Origin of the sequence: Streptomyces sp. NPDC020898 (assembly GCF_044333925.1) — a bacterium.
GTDB lineage: Bacteria > Actinomycetota > Actinomycetes > Streptomycetales > Streptomycetaceae > Streptomyces.
In genome coordinates this window covers 150,610-175,809 of record NZ_JBIRRV010000014.1, presented here as the reverse complement: position 1 = coordinate 175,809, position 25,200 = coordinate 150,610, and the positions used below count along the sequence as shown (strand labels likewise).

General features: G+C 71.5%; 25 protein-coding genes and 2 pseudogenes. 13 read left to right on the top strand and 14 right to left on the bottom strand.

Annotated elements, in window-relative coordinates; genetic code table 11:
• The first annotated feature begins 20 nt into the window (after positions 1-20).
• From ACH4TV_RS35235 to ACH4TV_RS35205, 7 genes are all read left to right on the top strand, one after another.
• On the top strand, positions 21-671 hold the full coding sequence (locus ACH4TV_RS35235) for a hypothetical protein (RefSeq protein ID WP_398405327.1): 651 nt from the start codon (positions 21-23) through the stop codon (positions 669-671).
• A gap of 373 nt (positions 672-1,044) precedes the next feature.
• On the top strand, positions 1,045-1,656 hold the full coding sequence (locus ACH4TV_RS35230; protein WP_398405326.1) for a DUF5994 family protein: 612 nt from the start codon (positions 1,045-1,047) through the stop codon (positions 1,654-1,656).
• Between the two features lie 5 nt (positions 1,657-1,661).
• Positions 1,662-1,877: a hypothetical protein gene (locus ACH4TV_RS35225; RefSeq protein ID WP_398405325.1), complete on the top strand. Its 216-nt coding sequence runs from the start codon at positions 1,662-1,664 to the stop codon at positions 1,875-1,877.
• A 625-nt stretch (positions 1,878-2,502) separates the two neighbouring features.
• Positions 2,503-3,210: a restriction endonuclease gene (locus tag ACH4TV_RS35220; RefSeq protein WP_398405324.1), complete on the top strand. Its 708-nt coding sequence runs from the start codon at positions 2,503-2,505 to the stop codon at positions 3,208-3,210.
• Positions 3,211-3,553: 343 nt separating this feature from the next.
• Positions 3,554-3,913, top strand: coding sequence for a hypothetical protein (locus tag ACH4TV_RS35215; RefSeq protein WP_398405323.1), 360 nt, complete (start codon positions 3,554-3,556; stop codon positions 3,911-3,913).
• A gap of 5 nt (positions 3,914-3,918) precedes the next feature.
• Positions 3,919-4,188: a hypothetical protein gene (locus tag ACH4TV_RS35210; protein ID WP_398405322.1), complete on the top strand. Its 270-nt coding sequence runs from the start codon at positions 3,919-3,921 to the stop codon at positions 4,186-4,188.
• 6 nt (positions 4,189-4,194) lie between these two features.
• Positions 4,195-4,710 carry a DUF5994 family protein gene (locus ACH4TV_RS35205; protein WP_398405321.1) on the top strand — a complete coding sequence of 172 codons (516 nt, stop codon included), beginning with the start codon at positions 4,195-4,197 and terminating at the stop codon, positions 4,708-4,710.
• Here the strand turns inward: ACH4TV_RS35205 and ACH4TV_RS35200 are convergent.
• The 4 genes from ACH4TV_RS35200 to ACH4TV_RS35185 form a co-directional block, all read right to left on the bottom strand.
• Entirely contained in the window at positions 4,649-4,969 is a 321-nt protein-coding gene (locus tag ACH4TV_RS35200; RefSeq protein WP_398405426.1) for an STAS domain-containing protein, read from the bottom strand. The genes ACH4TV_RS35205 and ACH4TV_RS35200 overlap by 62 nt on opposite strands.
• A gap of 266 nt (positions 4,970-5,235) precedes the next feature.
• Positions 5,236-5,643 carry an ANTAR domain-containing protein gene (locus tag ACH4TV_RS35195; RefSeq protein WP_398405320.1) on the bottom strand — a complete coding sequence of 136 codons (408 nt, stop codon included), beginning with the start codon at positions 5,641-5,643 and terminating at the stop codon, positions 5,236-5,238.
• A gap of 481 nt (positions 5,644-6,124) precedes the next feature.
• Entirely contained in the window at positions 6,125-6,559 is a 435-nt protein-coding gene (locus ACH4TV_RS35190) for an STAS domain-containing protein (RefSeq protein ID WP_398405319.1), read from the bottom strand.
• Between the two features lie 1,081 nt (positions 6,560-7,640).
• Positions 7,641-8,495 carry a hypothetical protein gene (locus ACH4TV_RS35185; RefSeq protein ID WP_398405318.1) on the bottom strand — a complete coding sequence of 285 codons (855 nt, stop codon included), beginning with the start codon at positions 8,493-8,495 and terminating at the stop codon, positions 7,641-7,643.
• 515 nt (positions 8,496-9,010) lie between these two features.
• Between ACH4TV_RS35185 and ACH4TV_RS35180 the strand changes: the two genes are divergently transcribed.
• From ACH4TV_RS35180 to ACH4TV_RS35170, 3 genes are all read left to right on the top strand, one after another.
• The gene (locus ACH4TV_RS35180) at positions 9,011-9,433 is read left to right on the top strand and encodes an STAS domain-containing protein (protein ID WP_398405317.1); all 423 of its coding nucleotides are present in this window, start codon (positions 9,011-9,013) and stop codon (positions 9,431-9,433) included.
• Between the two features lie 231 nt (positions 9,434-9,664).
• On the top strand, positions 9,665-10,393 hold the full coding sequence (locus tag ACH4TV_RS35175) for a GAF and ANTAR domain-containing protein (RefSeq protein ID WP_398405316.1): 729 nt from the start codon (positions 9,665-9,667) through the stop codon (positions 10,391-10,393).
• Positions 10,394-10,445: 52 nt separating this feature from the next.
• Positions 10,446-11,171, top strand: coding sequence for a GAF and ANTAR domain-containing protein (locus tag ACH4TV_RS35170; RefSeq protein WP_398405425.1), 726 nt, complete (start codon positions 10,446-10,448; stop codon positions 11,169-11,171).
• A gap of 35 nt (positions 11,172-11,206) precedes the next feature.
• Here ACH4TV_RS35170 and ACH4TV_RS35165 read toward each other — a convergent pair whose 3' ends face one another.
• From ACH4TV_RS35165 to ACH4TV_RS35140, 6 genes and pseudogenes are all read right to left on the bottom strand, one after another.
• Entirely contained in the window at positions 11,207-12,118 is a 912-nt protein-coding gene (locus ACH4TV_RS35165; RefSeq protein WP_398405315.1) for a universal stress protein, read from the bottom strand.
• A 104-nt stretch (positions 12,119-12,222) separates the two neighbouring features.
• Complete coding sequence (locus ACH4TV_RS35160) at positions 12,223-12,840, bottom strand: hypothetical protein (protein WP_398405314.1); 618 nt, start codon at positions 12,838-12,840, stop codon at positions 12,223-12,225.
• A 369-nt stretch (positions 12,841-13,209) separates the two neighbouring features.
• Complete coding sequence (locus ACH4TV_RS35155) at positions 13,210-14,085, bottom strand: universal stress protein (RefSeq protein ID WP_398405313.1); 876 nt, start codon at positions 14,083-14,085, stop codon at positions 13,210-13,212.
• 130 nt (positions 14,086-14,215) lie between these two features.
• On the bottom strand, positions 14,216-15,049 hold the full coding sequence (locus ACH4TV_RS35150) for a universal stress protein (protein ID WP_398405312.1): 834 nt from the start codon (positions 15,047-15,049) through the stop codon (positions 14,216-14,218).
• Positions 15,046-15,294 (bottom strand): annotated as a pseudogene (locus ACH4TV_RS35145) (putative PEP-binding protein); the annotation flags it as partial. The gene ACH4TV_RS35150 and the pseudogene ACH4TV_RS35145, both read right to left, overlap by 4 nt.
• 85 nt (positions 15,295-15,379) lie before the next feature.
• A complete protein-coding gene (locus ACH4TV_RS35140; RefSeq protein ID WP_398405311.1) occupies positions 15,380-16,288 on the bottom strand; it encodes a universal stress protein in 909 nt (302 codons plus the stop codon).
• Between the two features lie 263 nt (positions 16,289-16,551).
• On the opposite strand from ACH4TV_RS35140, the gene ACH4TV_RS35135 reads away from it, so the two are divergent.
• From ACH4TV_RS35135 to ACH4TV_RS35125, 3 genes are all read left to right on the top strand, one after another.
• The gene (locus ACH4TV_RS35135) at positions 16,552-17,016 is read left to right on the top strand and encodes a cyclic nucleotide-binding domain-containing protein (protein ID WP_398405310.1); all 465 of its coding nucleotides are present in this window, start codon (positions 16,552-16,554) and stop codon (positions 17,014-17,016) included.
• Between the two features lie 42 nt (positions 17,017-17,058).
• On the top strand, positions 17,059-17,733 hold the full coding sequence (locus ACH4TV_RS35130; protein WP_398405309.1) for a CBS domain-containing protein: 675 nt from the start codon (positions 17,059-17,061) through the stop codon (positions 17,731-17,733).
• Between the two features lie 135 nt (positions 17,734-17,868).
• A complete protein-coding gene (locus ACH4TV_RS35125; RefSeq protein ID WP_398405308.1) occupies positions 17,869-18,570 on the top strand; it encodes a response regulator in 702 nt (233 codons plus the stop codon).
• Positions 18,571-18,627: 57 nt separating this feature from the next.
• Here the strand turns inward: ACH4TV_RS35125 and ACH4TV_RS35120 are convergent, their stop codons facing one another.
• The 4 genes and pseudogenes from ACH4TV_RS35120 to gap form a co-directional block, all read right to left on the bottom strand.
• Complete coding sequence (locus ACH4TV_RS35120; protein ID WP_398405307.1) at positions 18,628-20,373, bottom strand: GAF domain-containing protein; 1,746 nt, start codon at positions 20,371-20,373, stop codon at positions 18,628-18,630.
• Positions 20,374-20,637: 264 nt separating this feature from the next.
• Complete coding sequence (locus tag ACH4TV_RS35115; protein WP_398405306.1) at positions 20,638-21,147, bottom strand: flavodoxin domain-containing protein; 510 nt, start codon at positions 21,145-21,147, stop codon at positions 20,638-20,640.
• 123 nt (positions 21,148-21,270) lie between these two features.
• Positions 21,271-23,973, bottom strand: a complete 2,703-nt coding sequence (locus ACH4TV_RS35110; RefSeq protein WP_398405305.1) for a GNAT family N-acetyltransferase — start codon at positions 23,971-23,973, stop codon at positions 21,271-21,273.
• Positions 23,974-24,185: 212 nt separating this feature from the next.
• Positions 24,186-25,194 (bottom strand): annotated as a pseudogene (gene gap, locus ACH4TV_RS35105) (type I glyceraldehyde-3-phosphate dehydrogenase).
• Positions 25,195-25,200 lie beyond the last annotated feature (6 nt).

Genomic DNA, 25,200 nt, shown 5'->3' with positions numbered 1-25,200 from the left:
CTCCTGAACCGAGGCGCCCCATGCGCACCCCGCTGCAACCATCCGAACCCGAAGGCTCAGAGCGTCTCGATCTGGACATGGTGCGGCTGCGCCGACTGAACCGCTGGCAGGCCGAGGGCCTGCGGGAGGACCTGGCGGATCTGTACGTGGAGTCCTCCGCCGCCGAGGCGGGTGAGGAGTTCCACGACCGGCAGAAGTTCCTGCACCGTCTGGCGGACGAGGTGAAACTGCCGGGCTTCGACATGCTGGTCGCCGAGGCGCAGGCCCTGACCGGCTGTGTCATCGGAATCCCCGTGCCGCGCGACGGCTCCTGGTGGCACGGGTTCGAAGGCCCACTGCCACAGAACCTGGAACAACTGACCGCGTCCGGGCATGTGTTCGCGATCCTCGAAACGGTCGTCCATCCGCACAGGCACGCCCAGGGACTGGCCCGCCGGCTCCAGGAGCGCCTGCTCACCGACCACCACGCCTCGCTCGGCGTCACCCTGGTGGAGCACTCCGACCGTCCGGTGGGTGCCGCCCTGGAGGCGTGGGGCTGGCAGGACGCGGGGCGGATCCGGCGCCCGCCCGAACCGACAGCCCTGCGGCTCATGGTTCTTCCCCTCGGGGAACGCACGGCGGATCATCCGGACGGCCTCGCTCACAACGCCCGTACCCACCGGCCCGAATAGCCGTCCGCACCGGCCGGAAACGGCTGGTGCGCAGGTGTGGAGGAGCGCGTGGAGCTGCCGCCGGAGCAGGCGACGGACCGGGCCGCCGACTCTCGCCGGGCGGGAGGAAGCGCTCTTCCAGTACTACGGCATGACGTACCACACGACTCGGACACCACCCTTGGACCGTGCCGTCGCTCACCGGCGGGCGAACTAGCTTTTCGCCGTTCGCCGTTCGCACCCGGCGGCGTCCTCTCCGCTGAGGCCCAGCCCTGGCCGGGAGTACTCTGGAATTACCGAGAACACTTCGTACGTGGGCTTTCCCCGCTCGTGTCGCTCTCGGCGAGCCACAACGCCGGGCCGGTGCAGGTCGGCCCGGGGCAGGGGCGGCGTCATGACCGCAACCATGTTCCACAAGCCTGCGGTCGAAGACCGGATCCCCTCTTCCGCTTCGCCGCTTCTGCGGCTCCGGCTGGCGCCGACCGGCAGTGCCCCTGCCTTGATCGACGGCGCGTGGTGGCCACGCTCCCGCGATCTGGCGGCTGAACTTCCGGCGCTCGTCGCGGTCCTCGACCCGCTGTGGGGGCGGATCACGCATGTCACCGTGAACCCCACGTTCTGGCCGGTCGTCCCCCGTGGGGTCCCCGTCCACGGGCATGTGGTGAAGGTCGGCTGGTTCAGGGCCGAGCAGGACCCGCACACGTTGCTTCTGTGCTCCTGCACCGTCGGCCGCTGGGACCTTCTGGTGATCCCGCCCGGGACCAGTGCCGTCACGGCCGCCCGGCTGATGACCACAGCCACGGATCCCTCGTGGAGTCTCACCGCGGGCGGCCTGATCCAGGAGGCGGAGTTCTTCCGGACCGCGGCCGAGGCCGACTGGGACTCGGCCCGGGAGCGGCTCTGGGATTCCGAAGGCGGGCAGGACGCCCGTCCTACGGCCTCTCGCAGCCCCGCGACGGTCGGCCTCGGCCACGTGCCGATTCCGGCGGAAGGAAAAGGAAGGTGACAGGCATGGAGACCTTCGCGACCGTCATCGTGCTCCTGGCGATGATCGCTCTGGGCGCACTCGCGATTCAGCTGTTCACCGCGAGCCACAGCGATCGCATCGCGACTCTGCCCTCCGGCCGGTCCACGTCGCCGGGAAGGGGTTCCGGGCGGACCGCGGCGCGCACGGTGAGGCGCGTACTGCGACGGTTCCGGCCGTGGCATCGCACCGGAGACGAGTGACAGCTCCGGCCGGCGCCGGGCATCGTCGGTGCGCCCGGAACGCCCTCTCACGCGCGCTTCTCGGCCGACTTCGGGTGGCTCCTTGCGGGCGGGGTTTCCGGCCGCTCCCGATCAGCGCACCTGCATCAACAGCATCTCGCGGAGACTGACGTCCGACGAGAGCCGGGGCAGAACGTCATCCGATCACCGCCTGGGTCCCGCTCGCACTTCGCTCCTCACTGCCAGGGCCACCGATGGGAACACGTGTGCCCTGGGGGTACGCGACGGGCGGGGTGCGCGTGTTCGACGCGGCCGAAAACGGCGTCCGGTCTCAGCGGGCGACGAAATCTGACCTAGTGTCAAGAATGTTCGCACCGATGCCTGTTGCCCGGTCGGGGCGGCCGCGCAGGAGCGCCGAGGAGGACACGGTGCCTTGGACCGATCCGTACGTGAGGAACGACGGAACACAAGTCCGGGGGGCCGGTCACCGTGCTCCGGGAGCGTGGCACGAACCGGCGATCCTGTCGTTGGCGGGCCTGGTGATCCGAGGCTTCAGCAGCGGGCGGGTCCCTTCTGCCGTGGATGGCGGGCGTACGACTCCGGTTCTGCGCGTCTGCGGTCGGGGCGCTGTCGGCGGGGGGCAGTGGTGAGCCGCCGGCCGCCGGTGCGGCGGACTCGTAGGTCTCCGAAGCGTGCCCCGACCCTGACGAAGCCCCAAGGGCCCCGGCCGTCGGTGCTCGCCGTAGCGGCTGCCGCGGGTGTCGGGCTCTGCGTCGCCGTGGGTCAGTGGCTGCTGGGCAACTGGTGGCTGTTCGCCGTGCTCGCCGCCGTCGTGGGTGGGGCCGGCGGTCTCTGGCTCACGCAGTGGGCGGTGAGTGCTCGCTGGGAGCGGGTGCACGTGCGGGGGCTGCGGTACCGGCTTCTGCAGCTCGACGGGCTCCACCATGAGGACTTCGAGTTCGCGGTACGGGACCTGATGCGCCGTGACGGCTGCGCCGATGCCGTACAGGTGGGCGGGGCCGGGGACAACGGCGCGGACGTCACAGCGACCGATCCGCTCGGCAGACGCTGGGTGATCCAGTGCAAGCACCGGCAGGAGGGGGCTTCGGGATCACCGGTCGGCACCCCGGATCTGCATGTGCTCAACGGCACCGGTCGGCAGCTGCACGGCGGGGACGTGGTGGTTCTGGTGACGAACGGACGCTTCACCGCGGGGTGTGCACCGCTCGCGAAGTCCCAGAAACTGCATCTGGTCGACCGGGGAACGCTGGGCAAGTGGGCGGGAGGCTCACGGCCGCTCTGGGACCTGCTCCAGAAGCTGCCCCCGCCGGGGAAGCGGTCGGCGGTGTCCTGAGAGGAGGGTGTCCGACGTCGCCCGGGCGCCGGGTATGCGCGTCACCCACTGTCACAGACGGTCGACCGCGGCAGCCGATCGGTATCCGAGTGCTCGGCGGCGGTCCGTCCACTTCCCGCACTCGCACGCATCGCGTCCGTGCAACGGCTCGCCGTCTCGGACCGGTCGACTCAGGTGACCGGTCCCGGGTTACCGCGATTGCTGGGCAGAGTCCGGTAGGTCGGCCGGAGGAGTACCCTGGTGTTACCGAGGGTATTTCGCGCACCGGCCTCTATGCCTGTGTCGTTTTCGGCGATTGATGACGCCGGGCCGGTTCCGGCCGGTCCGGAGCAGGGTTCGCATCATGACTGCGACCGTTTCGTACACGCCGCCACTCGGACACCGGCCCTTCTCTTCGGGGGCGGAACTTCCCCCGTTGACTGCCGTACTCGATCCGCAGACGACTCCCGTCTCGGCCGCCTGGCTGATGGCCCCCGCGAGCGACCCACTGCGCACCTCCACCACCGGCCGTCTGATGGCGGAGGCGGCGCACCTGCGCACCGTGTCGGAGAGCGACCGGGCCGTGCAAGCCGTCTGGGACGCCGAAGGAGGCCACGAGGCCCGCGCTTCGACCGCACGTCCACGGATCCCGGCCGTCACCGCTCCGGTAATCGTCGTCCCGGCAGCCGCTCCTGCCATGCCGGATCCGGCGCGGGGGGTGTGAGGGCCATGGAGACCTTCGTGACCGTGGTCGTGCTCCTGGCGATGGTCGCTGTGGGCGTGCTCCTGATCCATCTGCTCAACAACCAGCACGACGAGCGCATCACCGCTTTCCCCTACGGCCGCTCCCGGTCGGCTGTCCGGGGTCCGGCGCCCTCGGACCCGCAGAAGGCTCGCGGTCGTGCCGGAACGAGCGGCACCGGCGATCGCCGCGACCACCGTGACGGGGGACGCGGGAGGCTCCGGCCCCGGCGCCGGACCCGTACAGGAGGGAAGTGAGTCGCCATGCTCCCCGCCACCCACCCCGTCAGGCTTCTGGCAGACACCAGCAGTGAGCCGGTGCTCCCCGGCACCGCGGTCCTGCGGATGGAGACGACGCCCCAGCGCACGGGGACGTTCGACGGCGCGTGGTGGCCGAGGACACGCGACCCTGAGAGCCAGCTCTCCGGACTGCTCATCGCGTTGACTGCGCGGCTGGGCCCCATCGCCCGCGTCGGCCTCGACGCGAGCGCGTGGGACAGCGCACCGGGCCGTCTGGTCGTCGAGGGGCATCCAGTCCGCATCGACTGGTCCGCCGTCGGGGACAGCACGATGATCGTCACCCGGGGCGACCAGGACCATTTCCTGTTCCTGGTGATCCCTCCGGAGACGGCCCCCTCGTCGGCACGCGCCGCGATGGCCATGGCGGTACAGGACGACAACGCCGTCTCGGGCGAGCGGATTCTGGCCGCCACCGGCATCACCCGGGCCGACCGGACCGACGTACCGCGGAGTTCACCCGGCCGGGCCGAGTCGACGTAGCAGAGCCTCGACAGCCGTGGTTCCGACGGCCGCGCCGGCATCGGGCAGGACCCGGAGGCGCCGGATCGGCCCGCTGTCGCTGAGAGCCTCGACGACGGCTCGGGGCGGCAAGGCGCAGGTCGCCGGCGGAGAGGTGGACCCTGCGTGCCGTGGCGACGAGCGGCCCGAGGCCCTGGGTGTCGCAGGAGGTGACGCCGGACAGATCGAAGGTCAACCGCCTTACGGGACTGCGACATGCGCCCGGAAGACGCTCGCGCAGTCGTCCTCCGGCACATCAGCGACCGCAGGCCGCCGACCCGGAGCTCGGGGAACTTCTGCGGGGATGAGGGGAGTCGCGGTACCTGCAGGCGCGCACTCCGTCACCGCCGATCTGCCGCATGAAGGCGCCTCGCAACGCCCGGCGCAGCTCCCGCCGTAGTTGTTCCGGGAGCGCCTCGTCCCTCGTCGTGGCGACCAGGGCACGACGCGCACTTCCTCAGCCCGCGAGCAGGACTCGGCGGTGCCGCCGTCTGCCGCCTGCGTACCTCACGGCCTTCGCGTTTTGGCCGTCGGTTTGTTTGACCGTCCTGAGGGGTGTGACCGGTTGTCGGCGTGAAGGTGCTGTAGTGCGCGCAGCATTGCCTGTTGCATCTGTCGCGGGAGGGGCTTGCCTTCCCAGGCGGCGACCACGGCTGCGGCCGTCACCTGGAGTGTGACGTTGCACCGGCGGGAGACGTCCAGCAGCAGGTGCTTGGCCGGCCCACGGTGGCAGGGAGTCAGGACCATCACGATTCCGCGGGCCTGGTCGATGACCGCGCGGCCGGCCAGCGCCCGCCGTAGCTGGTCGTTCTCGGCGCGCAGCGCGGCAACCTTCTGTCCGGGCGGTGTGTTGCTCCAGGTGGCTTCGGCCTTCAGGTCCCAATATCCCTCTGGGAGCACGGTGGTGTGTGACATGGCGGTACCTCTCGACGTGCTGGGTGCGTCCGGTCGTGCCGAAGCTGTCCCCGGAACCTCTGGGTGTCAGCGCTGCTCTTCGGGTCAGATGCGGTCCTGTCGGTCCTCGCGCATCCACGCGCATCCAGCGCGCCTGGTGCGGACGGTTACAGAGGCGTTCCCAGCAGTCCTGCCGGTCACGGCGTGCCCCATCGTTGGGGTAATCCCAGCCGCTGCCACGATCACGCCTGGAGCGGGTGGCGGCGAACACCAGCACCGCTGCGGCCACACGGCGATCACGGTGGGCCTCCCGGGGCGGAGTAACGACATCACTGCCGGGGATTGGGGCCTCACCCAACAGCGTAGTCCTGCCCAGCGGTTGTGGACAGCTTGCGACTTCAGGGGCCCTGCCCAGTGGAGATGACCGGGCGGCAGCTCGAGGCACAGGTACCTACCCTGCCCTTTGGGTGAGGGTCTGCCGATCGGCGGGCGGGGGCGCCCGTCAGAGCCAGGCGCTCGGACCCGTGCCCCTGGCTCGCCGGGCCGGTGCACGGGGCGCATGCGCTTCGTGTGGGAGGACGAGCAGGCCGTGGGGCGTGGGCAGGGTGCTGAGGATGGTGAAGTCCAGGCGCAGTACGGGGTGGTGGAGCAGGTGGAGGAGGGCGGGGCGGGTGCAGATCAGTTGCAGGCGTCCGCTCCGGCTGCGTGTGCGGGCGCGGGTGAGGACGCGGACGCCGGCCACGTCCATGAATTCCACGGGACGCAGGTCGACCAGCAGCTCGATGTCCCGGGTGGAGGTCAGGGCGTCGAGGCGGTGGGTGATGGCGGGGCCGGTGTACAGGTCGATCTCTCCGCCCAGCACCACCAGGGTGCAGGCTCCGTACGGTCGGACATGCTGGACGCAGGCGGTAGCGCTGAACGGACCGGGCAAATTCATGGCGACTCTGCTTCTTTCCTGAAAGCGGTGCCCCTCTTGGGAGGGCCGGTGGCCAACGGGAGCAGGGTCAGCGTTCGCCACAGTAGAACGCCGGCTGGTGGCGCGGACGGTATCGCGGAAGGGCTGCGGCCCACCCGGGGCACCTGCTACAGGACCAGGTCGCCGACGGGTAGCGGACGTTGGTCAAGGGGCAGGTCAGAGATGGCCTGGGGCACGCCGAGTACGGGCCGGTCGTGGCCGAAGGGATGCCCGTACTGTCGGATCAGAGCCCGCGCGGGGTGACCGGCGTGAGCCGCTTCCACGGCCTCGGGGTGCGCCCCGCGGCTACGGGTACTCGGTGAGGACCGGGATCAAGGCGGCTGGATTCGTCGGCCGCTCTGGGTGGTTACGGCCAATGGTGGTCGGGGTCGTCCAGGCGCAGCCGGTAGGCGAGCACGTCGCGAGCGGTGGCCAGCAGCGGAAGTTCGTGGCTGTAGGCGTAGCCGCGCAGCTGTATCAGGGCTTGGGCGCAGGTGATGCCGAGCTGGGCGGAGAGCAGGCCGGTGGCCTGGTGGACTTCGGCGAATTCCAGGCCGAGTTCGTCCGGGAGCCGGCTGCTCGGCCCGGGGGGCCGGGCGGCCTGGCCGATGATGATCTCGGCGAGGGTGTCGGCGAGGTTGAAGGCCGCGGCGAGCTGGTCGTGGCTCAGTGGGCCGGGCTGGATGCGGTGGCCGGTGAGGGCACGCGCGCGCGGCGGGACGCGTTGACGTGCTGGTGGGTGCCTCGGTGCGCTGGCTGTGCTGCGCTCGGACCGGTCCGCACCCTGGCGATGGCTGCCCGGGCCTGCCTACTGTTCCAGCAGAGGCCGGTACCCATGCTGATGTCCCGCACGGTCACCGCGCCACCAGGCTCCCAGCTCCCGGGCCGCACGCCCCGCCAGTGTCGATCACCTCTCGCGCTCCTTGAGGGCGCAATCTCGCGCATCAGTGCGGACCCCGTCCCGTCACCGACGGGCCGCACCCGCACTTGCTGCCAACACCCTCTCAATCAGGACGAGTTCACTGAACCGGATCCGGTGGACTGCCGAGCGGCAGAGCCCCGCTCATTGACCAGTGACGTCGGAACTGCTCACGGCACCGCTGCCGGACGGCCCGGACGACGTCGAAGAGCTGGGGCTGGCGCCGGGACTGCGACTGGGACTCGGGCTGAGGCCGGGACTGTGACTCGGGCTGGGACCAGAACTGGTGTCCGGCGCCGCGCTCGCGTCCGGCGAGGCTGAACCGCCCGTCTGCGGCGCCGAACCACTGGACGCAGCCGGGGTGGGTGTCACGTTGTCCGTGGGAACACGGCTACCGGCCGAGCCACCGCCCACCGAGGTTCCCCTGCCCTGCTCGTTCCTGACCACCGCCGCCACGGGCTTGCCCATGATGAGCTCCCCCACGGTCACCGTGACCATCGCCAGGGCGAACACCAGGCCCGTCGCCAGGGCGTACTTCTTCCAGCCGATGGACTTCCGGAAGGAGCCACCTCGATTCCGGAGGGAGCCACCCCGATAAGTGGTGACCGACTGGCCTTCGGAGAGCGCGAAGTGCCGTACATGGTCGGCAACCGAAGCGTCGGCCGGTAACCCGAACGCCGCCCGGGCGTCGGCGCGGTGTTCCACGCGCTCCTCGCCCGGCGTCCTCGGCACTCCCACCGGCGGCACCCGGCTGCGGATCCCCTCGCCCGTCCGCCGGAAAGCATGCGAGAAGACCGCTGCGCCGGTGGTCGCGCTGGTACTGACCACGGCGGCGCCGATGATCGTCCCGGTCACCCCCAGCAGCGACGCCAGCACCGCGCCCACCACCGTCGCGAGTGCGCTCGCCACCACCTGCACAGCCGTCAGGTCGAGCACCTTGCGCTTCGGCGCCCGTGCCTCTTCTTCTCTTTGTTCTCTTTCTTCTCTGCGATTCTCCATCAACGTCCTTTGATAGTTCCGGAGCCCGACGGTCCTTGACATCGAGAGGACCAAGCCGGCCGGGAGAAGGCCGATAAGGGTTGGCCCGGCCGCGAGTTGTGCGGTATTCGCTGAGCACAGGGGCGTGTGAAGCTCCTGCGGCGGTGCGGGCGGTACAGCGGACGACTGCCCGGCTGACGGGGTTTCACCTGTGCTCCGCGCCCCCGGCACGGCATCGGAGCCGCCCTGATCACCGCCGTGTGAACATCGTGGTGTCCCTCGCCCGGACCAACCGAGGGCCGGCCTCAGGACTATGCTGTGTGCGGACGTCCCAGACCCCGGCGGGCCACCACTGCTTGGCACACATGCCTGCGGAGAGCGGATCGTTCGTCCGGTCGCCCAGCGCATCCCCGAGGGAACCGGCTGGGTCCTGCGCCCCGGAACATCGGCTGCTGGATCGGTCACTCACCTGCCTGCTCGACAGTACGACCGTACCGGGAGCCCGGCACGGTCTCGTGAACCGAGGCACCCTGCCCATGAGTGTCCCACCCGTCCTGAACGTCCACCGGCACGACGCCGACAACCGGGCGCCGGCCACCCTCGGCCGGATCGACCTGGGTTCGGCGCCGCTGGTGCACACGTCACCGGAGCGGTGCCTCCACGACGGCATCCGCGCCGTCGACGTCGATGCCGCCGCCGTCACCTTCTGCGACCGCGACGGCCCCACCGCCTTCCTCCACGCGCTGGCGCACACCACCGCGGTCGGAGGATCCCTGCAACTGCACCGCCCCAGCCCGGCGATGGAGCGCCTCGCCGCCCTCACCGGCTCCGACTCCCCCTTCCTCGCTCTCCCGGACGCCTTCGCCGGGAGCCGACCTTCCCCACAACCCTCTTCCGTGCACCAGGCCGCGCACCGGCTCGCCCCGGCGCCGGCCGCTCTCCCGGGCGGTGTGCTGTGACGGCCCTGCCCGGGCCGATCCGATCGCGCATACGCCCAGACCATCGGCCACACACCACGAGCGTGACACCTGGCGATCAGCGTTCGCGATGCTGACCGCTGAGGCATCGAAGTCGCTGGTTCTCCTCTTGGCGGTGCGAACGGCGGCGAGGCCGGAGGAGCTTGATCACCAGCCCTGGACCCGGTGGTCGCCGTGATCCCCGGTAGCCGGTCGGCGCGGATCCAGGCTCTCGTGGCAGAGCAGGCGGCCCTGCGCGGCGCCCGGGTCGGCGTCCTCGACGTGTGTACGGCGGCGGTTGCGGCGCTGCCGGTCGGCGGGGCCGGGATGTCCGCGATGTCCCGGGGGCGGGCGAGTCATCCGCTGTGCGGTACCGACTCCGTCAGTCAGCAGCTGGAAGAACTCCAGCTCACACTGGGCGAGGGGCCGTGCGTGGACGCCTACGTCCTGGGCTCGGCGGTCCTCTGCCCCGATCTGTTGGCCGGTGAACTCCAGCGACACTGGACGGTGTTCGCCGACGCGGCTCTGGAAGCCGGGGCAAGAGCGGTCTTCGCCTTCCCTCTGCGGATCGGCACCATCAGCCCCGGAGTGCTCGATCTGTACTCCAGCAGTTCGGTCGAGCTGGACGCGGACGAGGTGGCCGACGCGATGGCCTTCGCCGACACCGCCGCGTTGCTTCTGCTCGATGCCCGGATCACTGAGACGGGTGTCCCGTCCGACACCGATCGGACGGACGTCGCTCCCTTCGACGACCTGGGCGGCTACCGCGCCGAGATCGACCAGGCAACCGGCATCCTCATGGTCCAGCTCGGCGTCGGCTTCGAGGAAGCCTTCGTCCGGCTGCGCGCCCACGCATACGCCCGGGGGACACGGATCTCGCTGGTCGCCGCCGACGTGGTCGCCCATCGGCTCCGCCTCCCCCCGGGCACGACTCCGTCCGACATGCAACCGCCGGATGCGTGACCTCTCGACGACGAGCCCTGATGCTCCCACCCCACACACAGAGGTGTGCATGATGAAGGAACAGCTGATGGCCCGGACGTTCGTCGAGCTGGCGGACAGTCTCGTCGCCGACTTCGACCTCATGGACTTCCTGCGCCTGCTCACCGACCGCTGCGTCGACCTGCTCGACGCGAGCGCGGCGGGCGTCCTGCTCGCCGACCGTGACGGCGTGCTGCGGGTCATGGCCGCCTCCGACGAACGGGTGCGCCTGCTGGAACTCTTTCAGCTCCAGAACCACGAAGGCCCCTGCCTGGACTGCTTCCACACCGGAATCGCGGTCTCCGTTCACGACCTGCGAGACGAGGCCGCCCGCTGGCCCCTGTTCACCGCCCAAGCCCGGCGCAGCGGCTTCACCGCCGTCCAGGCGCTGCCCATGCGCCTGCGCGACGAGGTCGTCGGCGCCCTCAACCTCTTCCACACCACCCCGGCGCCCATCAGTCCCGCAGCCACCCCCTTCGCCCAGGCCCTCGCCGACGTCGCCACCATCAGCCTGCTGCAACAGCGCACCAGCGAGCGCAGCACGCTCCTCAACGAGCAGTTGCAGACAGCCCTCAGCAGCCGCGTCCTGATCGAACAGGCCAAGGGGAAACTCGCCGAACGCCGCCACACGGACATGGAACAGGCCTTCACCACCCTGCGGGCCTACGCCCGCTCCCACAACCGCCGCCTGTCGGACGTCGCCCGCGCCTTCATCGACGAGACCGAATTCCTCCCCGGCCTCAGTTCCCGAAGTTCCTGAGGAGCCCTCCTCAAGATGGGTTCGTCATGTCAGGGTCAGTCGTGCGGGACGACCGCGACCGGGGCCGCGGCGTGGTGCATCACCGCGTGGGCGACCGGGCCGAGGTGCGTGCCGATCGCCGAATCGCGGTTGCGGCGGCCGATGACCAGCAGGCCGGCGCCGGCAGCGGCCTCCACCAGGTGGTGGGCGGCCCCGCCGATCACGGAGTTCTCGGTCACCTCGACTCCGGGGAACTTCTCCCGCCACGGGCGCAGCGCGTCGGTCAGCCCGCCCGCCTCCTGTGCGGCCAGTTCGCCCCCCAGGCCCTGGGTGACGGCGCCGGAGGTGTAGCCGAAGCCGGTGTCCAGGCCGTAGTAGGCCGGCGGGGTCCAGCCCTGAACGACACGCAGGGCCGACGCGCGACGGGCGGCGGCATCGAAGGCGAACTCGATCAGCGCGTCGGCGGGCCGCCGCAGGTCCAGGCCGAGCACGACCTCGCCGTACGGGGGCTCCGCAGGGCGAGGGCCGGAGGCGTCCGGCTCCTCGGCCCGCACCAGGACCACCGGGTTGGTGGCGTGGGCCACCACCGAGAGCGCCACCGAGCCGACCAGAAAACCGCCGATGCCGCTCAGCCCCCGCGACCCGAGGACCAGCAGTTCGGCGTCGGCGTCGGCCGCCAGCAGCACCGGGACCGGCTGCCCGTCGACCTGGTCGGCGCTGACCCGCAGGCCGGGATAACGGCGGCGCAGATCCTCCTCGGCCTCGCGCGGCACGCGCTCCGCCCAGTGGCGCCGCAGGTCCGGCCCGGCCGGCGGCGCGTAGGCGGTGGGGTAGGCGTACGACTCCATTTCCCAGGCGTGTACGAGGCGGCAGGGCAGATCACGGAGCAGGGACTCACGGGCCGCCCAGTCCACTGCGGCCAGGCTTTCGCGCGAGCCGTCCAGGCCTGCGGCGATGATGCGGGACATGCTGCCAACTTCCTTGTGGAATAGGTGTGTTGCCCTTGGATGCATGGCCGGCGGCGGGTGCGACCGCGCGGTACCGCTGCTCACCGCCATGGGTGGGTCCGGGGTCAGCGGAGCCAGGCGTGGTCGCGGACTACGGGAAGGCCGGCCCAGGTCCTGCCGAGTCCCCAGGTGGTGCCGGCCGAGGCGACCGCGAGGGCGATCAGGACGGCCGCGTACAGGACGTGGTAATCGATGAGCGGGTTGCTGGACATGCTCGGCGAGCCGTCGGCCAGGTGCTTGGCGGGCGGCCACTCGGCGATCCACATGAACGCCATCAGGGCGGTGCCGGCGACCGCGGCGAGCCGCAGTGCGATGCCGCTGACCAGGGCGAGGCCGACGCCGAGCAGGCCGAGCATGAACAGCCAGTTCGCCCAGCCCGCTCCGGCCCAGGAGTGGAAGGTGGACTGCATGGGTCCGGCGGCGACACCGCTGAGGAAGCCCTTGGTGGGCGAGCCGCCGTCGGCCCAGCCCTTGCCGGACGCGGTGGCGTAGCCCCAGCCGAAGGTCTTGTCGAGGAAGGCCCACAGGAAGACGAACCCGGTCACGATCCGCAGCCCCGCGAAGACCTGCGCGCGGGTCGCCGTGGCCGTCGTCGTCTCGCCGGACCTCCGGGCCGTCCCGGCCCGGTGCCGCGACGGGAGGTGGAACCCCGTGTGCCGGCCGGGAGTTTCGTGTACTGCCATGATGTCCATCCCTGTCTGGGGTCTGGTTGGCGTAAGCGCGACATCTGTCGGCGTGCCGTCGTCGTCCTGCGTTCAATGTCCTGCCCGGACCAGTCGGACCACAGGGGCCCACAGGTACCGTCACAGGGGCCGAACGTCCCTTCCGGGCCATTCCCCTGCCCGCAACCAGCACGAGCATCCCGGTCCCGACCCACGCCAGCCTCATGACCCGCGACTTCACGATGGGCGAGGCTCATGGCGCGGGCCGGCCGGGACGGCCAGAGCGCCGGTTCGAACCCTCGGCTCGCGAACGCGCGGCGGAGCGGTGCCCCACCCCGTTGCCGGCTCCCGGCCCGGGATCCGTGCGTGTGCTGCGGATCGAGGGCGTGGTCAGTCGTGCGGGACCACCGCGACCGGGGCGGCGACATGGTGCAGGACCGCGTGTGTCACCGGTCCGATGTGATTCCCGAACGGTGTACGACGGTTGCGCCGGCCGATGACGACAAGTGCGGCGTTCCGGGAGGCGTCCACCAGGTGGGAGCCCGCCGTGCCGATCAGGGCCTGCTCGTTCACCTCGATGCCGGGGAACTTCGACCGCCACGGCCGCAGTGCGTCGGCCAGCCTGCGCCGCACCTGCGTGCCCAGTTCCGCGTTGGGCTCGATGTCGAAGGCCTCGCCGTAGCCGTAGGAGGAGGGCGGTGGCTTCCAGCCGTGGACTACGCGCAGGTTCGCCGCACGGCGGGAAGCCGCGTGGAACGCGAACCCGATCACGGAGTCGTCGGAGTTCTCCAGCCCGAGCCCGAGCACGACATCGCCCGTCATGTGATCGTTCTCGGCGCCTTCACCGGCTCGGACGAGGACGACCGGCCGCTCGGTCCGGGCCACGACCCAGAGCGCGACGGAGGCGGCCAGGAACCCGGTCACTCCGCTCAGGCCCCGGGATCCCAGCACCAGGAGATCGGCGTCCCCGGAGGCAGCCAGCAGGGCCGCGACGGGCCACTCCGCGCTCTGCTCGGCGCTGACGCGCAGGCCGGGGTGGCGCTCGGTGAGCCGGGCCGGCAGGCGTTCGGCCCAGTCGCGCCGCAGGTCGTTCAGGGGCGACGGTATGGGGGTGCCCGTCAGTGACGTGTGTGTGCGGGGCTGCCACCGCCAGGCGTGCACGAGGCGCAGGGGCGTGTCGCGGAGCTGCGCTTCGCGGGCGGCCCAGTCGGCCGCGGCGAGGCTCTCGGGTGAGCCGTCCAGGCCGACGGTGATGTTGCGGAGCATGGGGCGAGACCTCCTTCAGGGACGCGCTTCAGTCTCCGGGCCGGGAGCGGGTGTCAGGAGGGGCCACTGGTCCCCGGCAGGGCCCGAAGGTCCTTCTCCGGAGCCCGTTCAGGGTTTCGCGCCATCGGCTTTACACCGTCCCGGTGGGGACGACCACTACCGGGCAATGGGAGTGGTTGAGCAAGGCGTGGGTGACCGGGCCCAGTTGCCGGCCGAGCCGGTGGGGTCCGCGGCGGGCGCTGACGACCACGACCGCGGCGTCACAGGTCGCCTCCAGCAGCGCGGGCGCCGGGCCGGTCCGGACCGTGCGGGTCCCTCCCTCGGCATGGGGGTACCACTGCCTTGGCCCGGCCACCGCAAGGCGGGGCACGGCCTGTTCGGTTCGAACCTGCCGGGTGCCGTCGTTCTCCACCTGACGCGCGGGCACCAGGGACGGGAGTTCGGGCGTCAGGTGTCGACGGGGCCGGGCGTTCAGGACCCGCAGCCGGGCTCCGCGGCGTGCCGCCTCCGCGAAGGCGAACGCGGCGGCATCCGCATCGGTGTCGCTCTCCAGGCCGAGCAGCACCTCGCCACGACCTGCGGGCCGGCGGTCCCCTCGTACGACGAGCAGAGGTCCGTGCGTGTGCCCGGCCAGCCGCAGACTCACCGAGCCGAACAGCAGTGCGGCCATGCTGCCGAGCCCGCGGGTGCCGACCACGGTGAGCTCGGCGCCCCGGCCGTGACGCACCAGCGCCTGGACCGGTCCGCCCACGACGGCACAGGCCGTGACCGGTAGGCCGGGGTGGCGGTCACGCACCCGGGAGGCGGCGGACGCCAGTACCGGACCGGCCTCGTCGAGGTCGGGCACCGCGTACACGATGTCCAGCACGGCGCCGCGCAGCACCGCCTCTTCGCAGGCCCGGTCCAGCGCCCGTACGGCGACGAACGAACCGTCCACGCCTACTGTCACATGACGGGTGGTCATGTCTGCCCTCCCCTTGATCGGTGCTGTCCGGCCGACGGCCGACGGCCGGCGCATGGCGTCTCAGCGGCTGTCGACGTGCCTTCCGCCCGGTTCGCGAGGGCGGCGCGGCCCGCTTCGAGGCGGACGGCCGGGACGCGGAACGGCGAGCAGGAGACGTGGTCGAGTCCGGTGTCGTGGAAGAAGTGGATGGAGTCCGGGTCGCCGCCGTGTTCTCCGCAGACGCCGGTCTTCAGGCCGGGCTCCGTGGGTGGTGACGGTCAAGCCAGGGGGTACGGGCAGTCCCAGCCGGGTCATCTCCGCGAGGTTCGCCCCCTTGCCCTCCGGGCTTGTTCAGGCGTGCGGGACGACGGCGACGGGGCAGGGTGCGTGATGCAGCGCCGCGTGTGTGACGGGGCCGAGGTGGGTGCCGAGACGGGATTCGCGGATCCGGCGTCCCACCACGACGAGGGCCGCGCCGGCCGAGGCGCTGATCAGCTCGTCGGCCGCGCGTCCTTCGGTGACGCTCTCGGTGACGGTGACCTCGGGGAACTTCTCGCACCAGGGGCGCAGCGCGGCGACCACGGCGTGCTGGTGCTCCGCGCGCAGCCCCGGGCCGCTCACCGGGACGTTCCTGTCCGTCACGGCGAAGTCCGGCGGACGGCTGAAGGCGTGGACCACGCGCAGCGAGGAGCCCCGGCGCTCAGCGGCGTCGAAGGCGAACTCGATCAGCTCGTCGCAGGGTCGGCCGGTGTCGAGACCGAGGACGACATCGCGGTACGGGATCCCGGGTATCTCGTCCGGGGAGATGCCGTCCGGTGCCGAGAAGTGCTCGTCGGCGGTGCTCCCGCCCGCCCTCACCAACACCACGGGACGCGGTGCCCTGGCGACGACCCGCTGCGACACCGACCCCATCAGGAACCCCGTGACCCCGCCGAGTCCACGGGAGCCGAGGACCAGGAGCTCGGCCTGCTCGGCTGCCTTGAGAAGGGCAGAGACCGGCGAGTCCGCCAGCGCCTGGCCGATGACCTGCAGACCTGGGTGCGCGGCGCGCATGCTGTCGGCCACCCGTTCCGGCAGGTCCTCGGCCCGGGCCCGTTCGGACATGTCCGCGGGCACGGACGCGGCCGGACGCGGATGCCACTCCCAGGCGTGCACCAGGCACAGCGCGGCGCCTCGGCGCGTGGCTTCCCGGGCCGCCCAGTGCGCGGCGGCCAGGCTTTCGGGAGAACCGTCGATCCCCGCGGTGACATGTCGAAGCATGATCCGTACCTCCAGTGTTGCTGCCTGTGGGTTTCTCTTCTTCCATCGAGCCTGGTACCGGGACGAGCAGCGGCGCAGAGGCCGGGCAGGCCCTTGTGAGGGGCCCTTCGGCCCTGATGCTGTCCCCGCCGGGCACGGGCCGTGCCGATCGCCCTGACGGATGCCATGCGGCCCGGCCTGGGGGCCGGGTGGCCCATGGCGGAGGACGGGAGGTGGGGAGAGATTGGAGTCGGCAGGGTCGCGCGCCAGGAAGAGGCAGGACCATGAACACTTCCCCTACATCCACCATGCTGCGGGCGTTGCCCGCCGATCACCGCGAGCGGCTGATGCACCTCGCCCGCGAGGTGTCGTTCCCGCAGGGCACCCATCTCTTCAAGGAGGGCGGGCGCGCCGACCGGTTCTGGATCATCCGTACCGGCACGATCGCCCTCGACATGCACGTCCCCGGCCGTCGAGCAGCCGTCATCGAGACACTCGGGCACAACGAACTCGTCGGCTGGTCCTGGCTGTTCGGACCGCACGCCTGGTGTCTGGGCGCCGAGACGACGAGCCCGGTGCGCGCGTACGAGTTCGACGCCGAGGCCGTACGGGCCATGTGCCGGGCCGATCCCGTGCTGGGAATGGCAGTGACCCAGTGGGTGGGCGACGTCGTCGCCCGTCGGCTGCGGTCGGCGAGGACCCGCTTGCTGGACGTGTACGCGCCCTACGGCAGCGGCAGCTCTCGCTGACCCGGCCGCGATGGAATCGCCGGAACCGACCAAGGAGTCACCGTGCACGGCACCCCGCACATCGTGAGCGACGTGATGACCCGCACCGTCGCCTCCATCGGCCGCAGGGCCGACTTCAAGGAGATCGTGCAGCTGATGGAGCAGTGGAACGTCAGTGCCCTTCCCGTTCTGGAGGGCGAAGGTGAGGGCGAGGGCCGGGTGGTCGGCGTCGTCTCCGAGGCCGACCTGCTGTACAAGGAGGAGTTCCGCGACGCCGACCCCGACCGTGACACACAGTTGCGGCGTTTCTCCGATATCGCCAAGGCCGGCGCCGTGACCGCCGAGGAGCTGATGACGTCGCCGGCCCTGACCGTCCACGCGAACGCGACCCTCGCGCGGGCCGCCCGCACCATGGCGCACGCCAAGGTCAAGCGGCTCCCCGTCGTCGACGGCTCAGGCAGGCTGGAAGGCGTTGTCAGCCGCGGTGATCTCCTGAAGGTGTTCCTGCGGGACGACGAGGAGGTCGCCGAGGAGGTCCGCAGGGAAGTCGTGCCGTACCTGTTCCCCGCCTCGTACTCGGCTGTGCGTGTGCAGGTGAAGGAGGGGGTCGTCACACTCGCCGGGCGCGTCAGGGACACCTCTCTGGTGCCCGTGGCCGCACGCCTGGTGAGGGCCGTCGAGGGTGTGGTGGACGTGGAGTGCGAGCTCACGGGCCCGGCTCGCCGCCCGGAGCGATGACCGCCGGCCGAACCGGGGTCCGTCGCCGGGTTGGGCCGGTCGGCCCTGGTGCATCCGCTTCACAAGGGTGACGATCGTCATCACGGTCGGCATGTGGTCCGTGGTCTGTGGTCCACCAGAGAACGAGAGGTCGTCATGGCCGAGGCGCGTACCTTCACCCAGCAGAACCCGATCCGGGTCTTCCTGCTGGACGACCACGAGGTCGTACGACGCGGTCTCACCGACCTGCTGGACTCGGAGCCGGACATCTCGGTGGTCGGCGACGCGGACAGCGCCGAGCACGCGCTGGCGCGCGGGACGGCGCTGCGCCCGGACGTGGCCGTCCTCGACGTGCGCCTGCCGGACGGTGACGGGATCAGTGTCTGCCGCGAGCTGCGCAGCCGGATGCCGGAGCTGGCCTGTCTGATGCTGACGTCGTTCGACGACGAGGAGGCCCTGCTCGACGCGATCATGGCAGGGGCGGCGGGCTATGTGCTCAAGCAGATCAGGGGCTCCGACCTGGTCTCGGCGGTCCGCACGGTCGCCTCCGGCCAGTCCATGCTGGACCCCACGACGACCGCCCGCCTGATGCGCTCCCTGCGCGCGGACCCCACCGAGGGACCGGCACTCGCACCCGAGCTCGCCGGCCTGTCACCCCGCGAGCGGGACATCCTCACGCTCATCGGGGACGGGCTCACCAACCGCGAGATCGGCAAGAAGCTCTACCTGTCCGAGAAGACGGTGAAGAACCACATCTCCCGGCTGCTGGCCAAACTCGGCGTCCAGCGCCGCGTCCAGGCGGCGGTCCTGGCCAGCCATCTCGAACGGCCCGACTCCACCGGCCGCCCGCCGCGATGAGCCCGCCCCACCCCGTCTCGCTGCCCGGGCCTGCCGCCGGGCCGCGCCCTTCGACGGTCAGCCTCCGGCCGCGTCGCCGTCCGCACGCACGGGAACCCGCCACACCAGCCGCGTGCCACCGCCGTCCTGCCGTGGGCCGAGCGCCAGCGTTCCGCCGAGGACGACAGCCCGCTCCTCGATGTTCTTCAGCCCGCTGCGCCCTACGTCGCCCGGCACCCCGCAGCCGTCGTCCGTCACCGTGAGCGTCAACTCGCCCCTGGCGCACTGAAGCCGGACGTCCACCGCCTGCGCTCCGGAGTGCCGGGCCGCGTTGCTGAGGGCCTCGCCGAGCACCGCGACCACGTGGTCGGCGATGTCGCCGGGGACATCGGTCTCGACGAGCCCCTCGATGCGCAGCGCGGGCGGGAATCCGAATGACGTGGCCGAGGACCTCACCGCCTCGGACACCCGGCCGCGCAAGCCGTCGCTCTCCCGCCCTCCCCCGCCGTGGGTGCGCAGTCCGAAGATCGTGGACCGAATGATCTTGATGGTGTCGTCGAGGTCGTCGACCGTCCGTGTAAGCCGCTCCATGCCCTCGGGGTGCTCCATGAAGCGCTGGGTGCTCTGCAGGGTCATGCCGGCCGCGAAGAGCCGCTGGATGGCGAGGTCATGGAGGTCGCGGGCGATGCGGTCCCGGTCCTGGAGCAGGGTGATCTGTTCCGCGTCCCGCCGCCGTTCGGCCAGCTCCAGGGCCAGCGCCGCCTGGTCGGCGAACCCGAGCAGCGGCCCGGTGTCCACGTCGCCGAACGGCGTACCGCCCGGCACGCGTCCCAGCAGCAGCACGCCCCGCGCCTTCCCGCCGGCGCCGAGCGGCACCGCGACCACGGGTCCGAGCCCGGCCCACTGGGCTTCGCCCTCGCCCGTGCGCGCATCGTGCTCGATGTCGGCGCTGACCACCGGCTCCATCGCGCCGAGTGCCGCTCCGACGAAACCGTCCCGCGCGGACAGCACCAGACCGCTGCGTTCCTCCCGGCCCAGGCCGACCGCCAGAGCCGGCCGCAGTGTCTCCTCGCCCGGTACGCGCTCCGCGATCAGCCCCATGTCGGCGGAGACGATCTTCCGGGCCTCGTCGACGATCAGTTCCATCACGTCCGCGCTCGGCGCACCGGTCAGGAGCATACTGGTGACCTCGCCGCTGGCCCGCTGCCAGCGTTCGCGCAGCCTGGTCTCCTCGTACAACCGGGCGTTCTCGATGGCCACTCCGGCGGCCACCGCCAGCGTCGACAGAACGGACTCGTCCTCCACGTCGAACTCCCTGGCGCTGCGCTTCTCGGTGAGGTAGAGGTTTCCGAACACCTCGTCGCGCACCCGGATCGGCACGCCGAGGAAGGAGTGCATCGGCGGATGGTTGGCCGGGAAGCCGTACGACGCCGGGTGCTCCGACAACTCCGGCAGCCGCAGCGGCACCGGGTGCCGGATCAGCTCTCCGAGGAGCCCGTGCCCGCTGGGCAGTGCCCCGATCTCCGAGCGCCCCTCCTCGCCGATGCCGACGGTCAGGAACTCGGACAGCTTCTGGTCACCGCCGATCACGCCCAGCGCTCCGTACTCGGCGTCCACCAGCACCACCGCGGCCTCGACGATGCTGCGGAGCACCTGCGGCAGGTCGAGTTCCCGGCCGACCGAGAGGACGGCCTCCAGCAGGCTGTGCAGGCGGTCCCGCGTGCCCCGTACGGCGTCGATGCGCACCTGCAGCTCGCCCAGCAGTTCATCGAGCCGCAGCTTGGGCACATGCTCCTCAAAACCGCCGCGACCGTCTCCGCTCATGACTTCCTCCGACCGACACAGCAGACAAGGCGGCTCGAACCAGTTCCCCTGTCTTCACCGTACTGTCCGGGGCTCTCGGCCTTGCCGTCAAACAGGGCTCCAGAACGGGCTTCCCACACCCGCTCCCACACGCCCGTCCGACGGCGTTACCGGCCACCACCCTGGCCACGCTGGTCCGTCCGCGCCCGCAGGGGCCGGTCCCGTGCACGGTCACGGGGTGTCCCGACCGGACGGCGGACGGAGACGGGAGGAGGCCCGCATGGTTCACCTCCCTTGTGACACGCCCGCGAGTTCACTGCCGATCCGGGTGGCCCACGCCTCGATCTCCGTGAAGTCGCGGAAGTCTCCGCCCTTGCCGGAGGAGACGATCTTCTGGGCGATGAATCCCTTCGCTCCCTCATCGAGGCAGCCGCCGAAGGTGACGTGTTCCCTGGCGTCGAGCCGGATCATGGCCCGCTTCACTCCGGGGACGGGCGGGATGCTCCGCTCCGAGGCCGAGGGGTCGAGCGGGCCGCTGCTGAACATCCACAGCGGGCGTCCGGCCAGTGCCCGACGGTGGTGGCGGACGAAGCGGCGGGCGTGCTTCTGCCAGCGACCGGCGTACACGCTGCCTCCGACCACCACGGCCTCGTACGACGCCACGCTCGCCACGGACTGGGCGGGCAGCACATCTACCGTCAGCCCGGCCTTGCGCAGGACCCCGGCCACGGCCTCGGCGATCCGCGCGGTCGATCCGTTCGTTGTTCCGTAGGCGACCAACACACTGCTGGGCATGGCGGTCCGCCTCCTCTCATTGGTTGTGCCGCTCAGAGCGGCCCGTAGAGGGCGGCTGTCTCGGCCTGCCGGACCATCAGGTCGGCGAGGAGTCGTGCCACCTCCTTGAAAGTCCGTTCCTCCTCATCGCAGTCGGCGCAGATAGGGGTCCTGAGCCGTGCGCGGCAGCAGGCGGACTCGTGCGTCGAGCACGGTGACCGAACCGGGCGTCGCGAGGACGGGGTTGAAGTCGGCCTCGGCGAGCTGCGGCAGGTCGCCCGCCATGCGGGACAGGCGCAGCAGCAGTTGTTCCAGACCCTGGAGGTCGACGGGTCCGCTGCCGTGCGCGCCGAACAGGAGCGGTGCGCAGCGCGGTGCGGTGATCAGGTCGTGGACGTCATGGTCGGTCAGCGGCGCGAGGCGGGCGGCGTGGTCGGCCAGGACCTCGGTCGCGGTGCCGCCGAGTCCGAACAGTACGAGCGGGCCGAAGACCTCGTCCTGCACGACTCCCGCGAACAGTTCGGTGCCGCGCTCGGCCAGTGGCTGGACGACCACGCCGGTCAGCAGGCCGGCGAACCGTGTCTCGAAGTCCCGGTAGGCGGCCCGGACTTGGGCCTCTCCTTCGAGATCGAGGTGCACGGCGTGCTGTTCGCTCTTGTGGAGCTGGCCGGGCCAGTGGGCCTTCATGACCACCCGGCCGTCGGGGCCGCGCAGCCGTTCGGCCGCGATGACGGCGTCGTCCTCCGTCTGCGCCCAGGACCACGGGAGCTGGGGAATGCCATAGCAGGTGAGGAGTTCGGCGCAGGTGCCCGGGTCGAGCCAGCCGCCGTCCGGGTGGGCGGCGAGGTACGTCTCGGCGACCGTGCGGGCCCGGGCCGTGTCGACCTGTGCGAGCTCCGGGGTCGTGCCCGCCGCCCGGCTCAACCAGGCCGCGCGGCGAGCGGCGTGGGCCAGCGCACGTGCTGCCGCACCGGGTTCGGCGTACGAGGGAATCGCGCCGCCCTCCGTGGCCGGCAGCAGCCTGACGGGCAGGTCCTGCTCCAGGCGTACGACGGCGACCGGAACGGCGCGGCGTGCGGGGCCGCTGGTGAGGGCCCGCACGAGGTCGTCGCCGGTCGCCGCCGCGACGGCCGTGGGGACGAGGGCCAGCAGGACGGCGTCGATACCCGGGTGCCGCATGATCCGGTCCACGCAGTCCCCGAGCTGCTCCTCCGTGACGGCGGCGGTGACGTCGACGGGGTTGCCGACGGTGGCACCGTCGGGCAGTACGGCAGACAGGCTCTCGACCACCGAGGGGGTGAGCGGCGGAAGCGACAGCCCCGCCTCCGCGCAGGCGTCCGCGGCCAGGACACCCGCGCCGCCCGCATTGGTGACGATCGCCACGCGGGTGCCTGTCGGGAGCGGCTGGGAGTGCAACAGGGCGGCGGCTTCGAGGAGTTCGCCCACCGAGCGGGTGGCGGTGATGCCCGCCTGGGTGAACAGCGCCTGCCGGGTCATGGTCGGGGTCGCGGCGGCCGCGGTGTGCGAGGCGGCGGCGCGGCGCCCGGCGTCGGTACGGCCGGCGTCGACCGTCAGCACGGGCATACGGCGGGTCACGCGCCGGGCGGTACGGGAGAACGCCCGCGGGTTGCCGAAGGACTCCAGGTGCAGCAGGGCGAGGTCGGTGCGGTCGTCGCTCTCCCACCACTGGAGCATGTCGTTGCCGCTGACGTCGTACTTGTCGCCGAGCGAGGCGAAGGACGAGACACCGATGCCGAGCCGGGACAGCCCGTCGAGGAGGGCGATGCCGACGCCGCCGGACTGCACGGCGACGCCCGCCGTGCCGGGGCGCGGATGGTCCGCCGCGAAGGTGGCGTCGAGGGAGAGTGCCGGGTCGGTGTTGGTGATGCCGAGGGAGTTGGGGCCGACGAGCCGCATGCCGTACGTGCGGCACGCGGCCATGAGGGCTTCCGCCTGCCGGCTGTCGAGGTCGGCCGAGACGACGAGCAGTGCCCGTACCCCGGCCTTGCCGCACTCCTCCGCGGTGGCGGGGAGGGCTGCCGCGGGCACCGCGAGGACCGCGAGATCCGGGACCTTGGGCAGCGCGCTGACCGAGGGGTGGGACGGCACGCCGAGGATCGACGTGGCACGGGGGTTCACCGCGAAGAGCCGCCGGGTGAAGCCGCCCTCGTGCAGATGGTGCAGGAGAGCCCGCCCCACCGATCCGGGCCTGCGCCCGGCGCCGACCACCGCGATCGCGTCCGGTCGCAGCAGCGGCTCCAGGCTGGCCACGTCGGCGGCCCGGCCGCGGGCCTCGACGGCGGAGAGATAGCCGTCGTCCTCGGCCGGCTCGTCCAGTTCGATGACGCAGCGCACCTCCGGACCCTCGAAACGGCGTGCGGTGCGCAGGCCCAGGTCGGCGAAGAGCCGAAGCACTTCGTGGTTCTCGGAGAGCGCGTCGGCCGTGAACGTGGTGATGCCGTCCGCACGGGCGGCGGAGACCAGATGCTCGACCAGGAGGGTGCCGACGCCCCGGTGGTGCAGTCCGTCGGCCACTGCGACGGAGATCTCGGCCGTGGCCGCGTCGTCACCGGCCTCGTACTCGGCCAGGCCGATCACCTGGTCCTTCGACTCGGCCATCAGCGCCCGGTGTCCGGGGCGCGGCGGCATACAGGCCCGGTCGGCGGCCATCGCTGCGGAACGCCGGCTCGCCGCGAAGAACCGCAGCCGCAGATTCTCCGCGGACATCTCCTCGTAGAGCCTCTGCAGCTGCTCGTGATCGCCCGGCCGCACAGGACGTATGCACACGGTGGTGCCGTCCGAGAGCAGGGCATGGACCGTGGGTCGGCTGAGCGTGTCATACGTCATCGTGGGTCTCCTCCAAAGCCTTCTGACACTTCGAGCATCCAGCGGACCGGGCAGTGACCGCATGGGCTGTCCGGGGGTGCTTCGGGGGCCGATCGGCCCTGGAGCCCGGTCCCGCACGCGCGACGGGCCCAGGCCGGCACCCGGCGGACACCGCGGGTGCGGGCGTGGGCCCGGGCGGGGTGACGGTGACGCCGGTGTACGGGTCGGCGCCCTCAGTCGTCGGCCACCAGCGCCGTGAGGTCCAGGAGCCGGTTGGTGCAGCCCCACTCGTTGTCGTACCAGCCGAAGACCTTGACCAGATTGCCGTTCGCCTGCGTCAGCGCCGGGTCGAAGACGCAGGACGCGGGGTCGCCGATGACGTCGCGGGAGACGATGGGCGCCTTCGACACGCGGAGGATGCCGTTCAACGGGCCCTGAGCGGCCTCGGTGAAGGCCGTGTTGACCTCGTCCACCGTCGCCTTGCGCCGCAGCACCACCGCGAGGTCCGTGAGCGAGCCGTCCTCGACGGGCACGCGGACCGCGATGCCGTCCAGCGCACCCGCCAGTTCCGGCAGCACCAGGCCGACGGCGCGGGCCGCTCCCGTGCTGGTCGGGATGATGCTCAGCGCCGCGGAGCGGGCCCGGCGCAGGTCCTTGTGCGGGCCGTCCAGCAGGGACTGGTCGTTGGTGCAGCCGTGGATGGTGGTCATCATTCCGCGGTCGATGCCGAAGGTCTCGTGGAGCACCCTGACCATCGGAGCGACGCAGTTGGTGGTGCAGGAGGCCGCCGACACGATCCGGTGACTGTGGCGGTCGTACGTGCCGTCGTTGACGCCCATGACGATGGTGGCGTCCGCGTTCTTGCCGGGCGCGGAGAGCAGAACCGTGTGTGCGCCGCTCTTCAGGTGCAGTGCGGCCAGGTCGCGATCACGGAAGTGCCCGGTGGACTCGATGACGATGCCTGCGCCGCAGTCGCCCCACTGGAGGGCGGCCGGGTCGCGTTCGGCGGTGACGGCGATGCGATGGCCGTCGACGGTGATCGAACTGTCGTCGTGGGTGACCTCGCGTCCGATGCGGCCGAACGGCGAGTCGTACTCCAGCAGATGGGCGAGGGTGGCGGGCGGGGCGATGTCGTTGACGGCGACCACCTCGACGTCCTGGGCGCCCGCCTCCGCCCGGTCGAGGGCTGGACCGACGTGTCGGCCCGCGGCCGAAGCCGTTGATGCCGACGCGTACGGTCATGGCGTT

Excerpts from the sequence above, each read along its gene's own strand:
- ACH4TV_RS35190 (WP_398405319.1), bottom strand. The coding sequence starts at position 6,559 with ATGAATTTGCCCGGTCCGTTCAGCGCTACCGCCTGCGTCCAGCATGTC.
- ACH4TV_RS35180 (WP_398405317.1), top strand. The coding sequence starts at position 9,011 with ATGAGTGTCCCACCCGTCCTGAACGTCCACCGGCACGACGCCGACAAC.
- ACH4TV_RS35225 (WP_398405325.1), top strand. The coding sequence starts at position 1,662 with ATGGAGACCTTCGCGACCGTCATCGTGCTCCTGGCGATGATCGCTCTG.
- ACH4TV_RS35135 (WP_398405310.1), top strand. The coding sequence starts at position 16,552 with ATGAACACTTCCCCTACATCCACCATGCTGCGGGCGTTGCCCGCCGAT.
- ACH4TV_RS35125 (WP_398405308.1), top strand. The coding sequence starts at position 17,869 with ATGGCCGAGGCGCGTACCTTCACCCAGCAGAACCCGATCCGGGTCTTC.
- ACH4TV_RS35185 (WP_398405318.1), bottom strand. The coding sequence starts at position 8,495 with ATGGAGAATCGCAGAGAAGAAAGAGAACAAAGAGAAGAAGAGGCACGG.
- ACH4TV_RS35230 (WP_398405326.1), top strand. The coding sequence starts at position 1,045 with ATGACCGCAACCATGTTCCACAAGCCTGCGGTCGAAGACCGGATCCCC.
- ACH4TV_RS35120 (WP_398405307.1), bottom strand. The coding sequence starts at position 20,373 with ATGAGCGGAGACGGTCGCGGCGGTTTTGAGGAGCATGTGCCCAAGCTG.
- ACH4TV_RS35155 (WP_398405313.1), bottom strand. The coding sequence starts at position 14,085 with ATGCTCCGCAACATCACCGTCGGCCTGGACGGCTCACCCGAGAGCCTC.
- ACH4TV_RS35210 (WP_398405322.1), top strand. The coding sequence starts at position 3,919 with ATGGAGACCTTCGTGACCGTGGTCGTGCTCCTGGCGATGGTCGCTGTG.
- ACH4TV_RS35235 (WP_398405327.1), top strand. The coding sequence starts at position 21 with ATGCGCACCCCGCTGCAACCATCCGAACCCGAAGGCTCAGAGCGTCTC.
- ACH4TV_RS35160 (WP_398405314.1), bottom strand. The coding sequence starts at position 12,840 with ATGGCAGTACACGAAACTCCCGGCCGGCACACGGGGTTCCACCTCCCG.
- ACH4TV_RS35150 (WP_398405312.1), bottom strand. The coding sequence starts at position 15,049 with ATGACCACCCGTCATGTGACAGTAGGCGTGGACGGTTCGTTCGTCGCC.
- ACH4TV_RS35205 (WP_398405321.1), top strand. The coding sequence starts at position 4,195 with ATGCTCCCCGCCACCCACCCCGTCAGGCTTCTGGCAGACACCAGCAGT.
- ACH4TV_RS35140 (WP_398405311.1), bottom strand. The coding sequence starts at position 16,288 with ATGCTTCGACATGTCACCGCGGGGATCGACGGTTCTCCCGAAAGCCTG.
- ACH4TV_RS35115 (WP_398405306.1), bottom strand. The coding sequence starts at position 21,147 with ATGCCCAGCAGTGTGTTGGTCGCCTACGGAACAACGAACGGATCGACC.
- ACH4TV_RS35165 (WP_398405315.1), bottom strand. The coding sequence starts at position 12,118 with ATGTCCCGCATCATCGCCGCAGGCCTGGACGGCTCGCGCGAAAGCCTG.
- ACH4TV_RS35170 (WP_398405425.1), top strand. The coding sequence starts at position 10,446 with ATGAAGGAACAGCTGATGGCCCGGACGTTCGTCGAGCTGGCGGACAGT.
- ACH4TV_RS35195 (WP_398405320.1), bottom strand. The coding sequence starts at position 5,643 with ATGTCACACACCACCGTGCTCCCAGAGGGATATTGGGACCTGAAGGCC.
- ACH4TV_RS35215 (WP_398405323.1), top strand. The coding sequence starts at position 3,554 with ATGACTGCGACCGTTTCGTACACGCCGCCACTCGGACACCGGCCCTTC.
- ACH4TV_RS35110 (WP_398405305.1), bottom strand. The coding sequence starts at position 23,973 with ATGACGTATGACACGCTCAGCCGACCCACGGTCCATGCCCTGCTCTCG.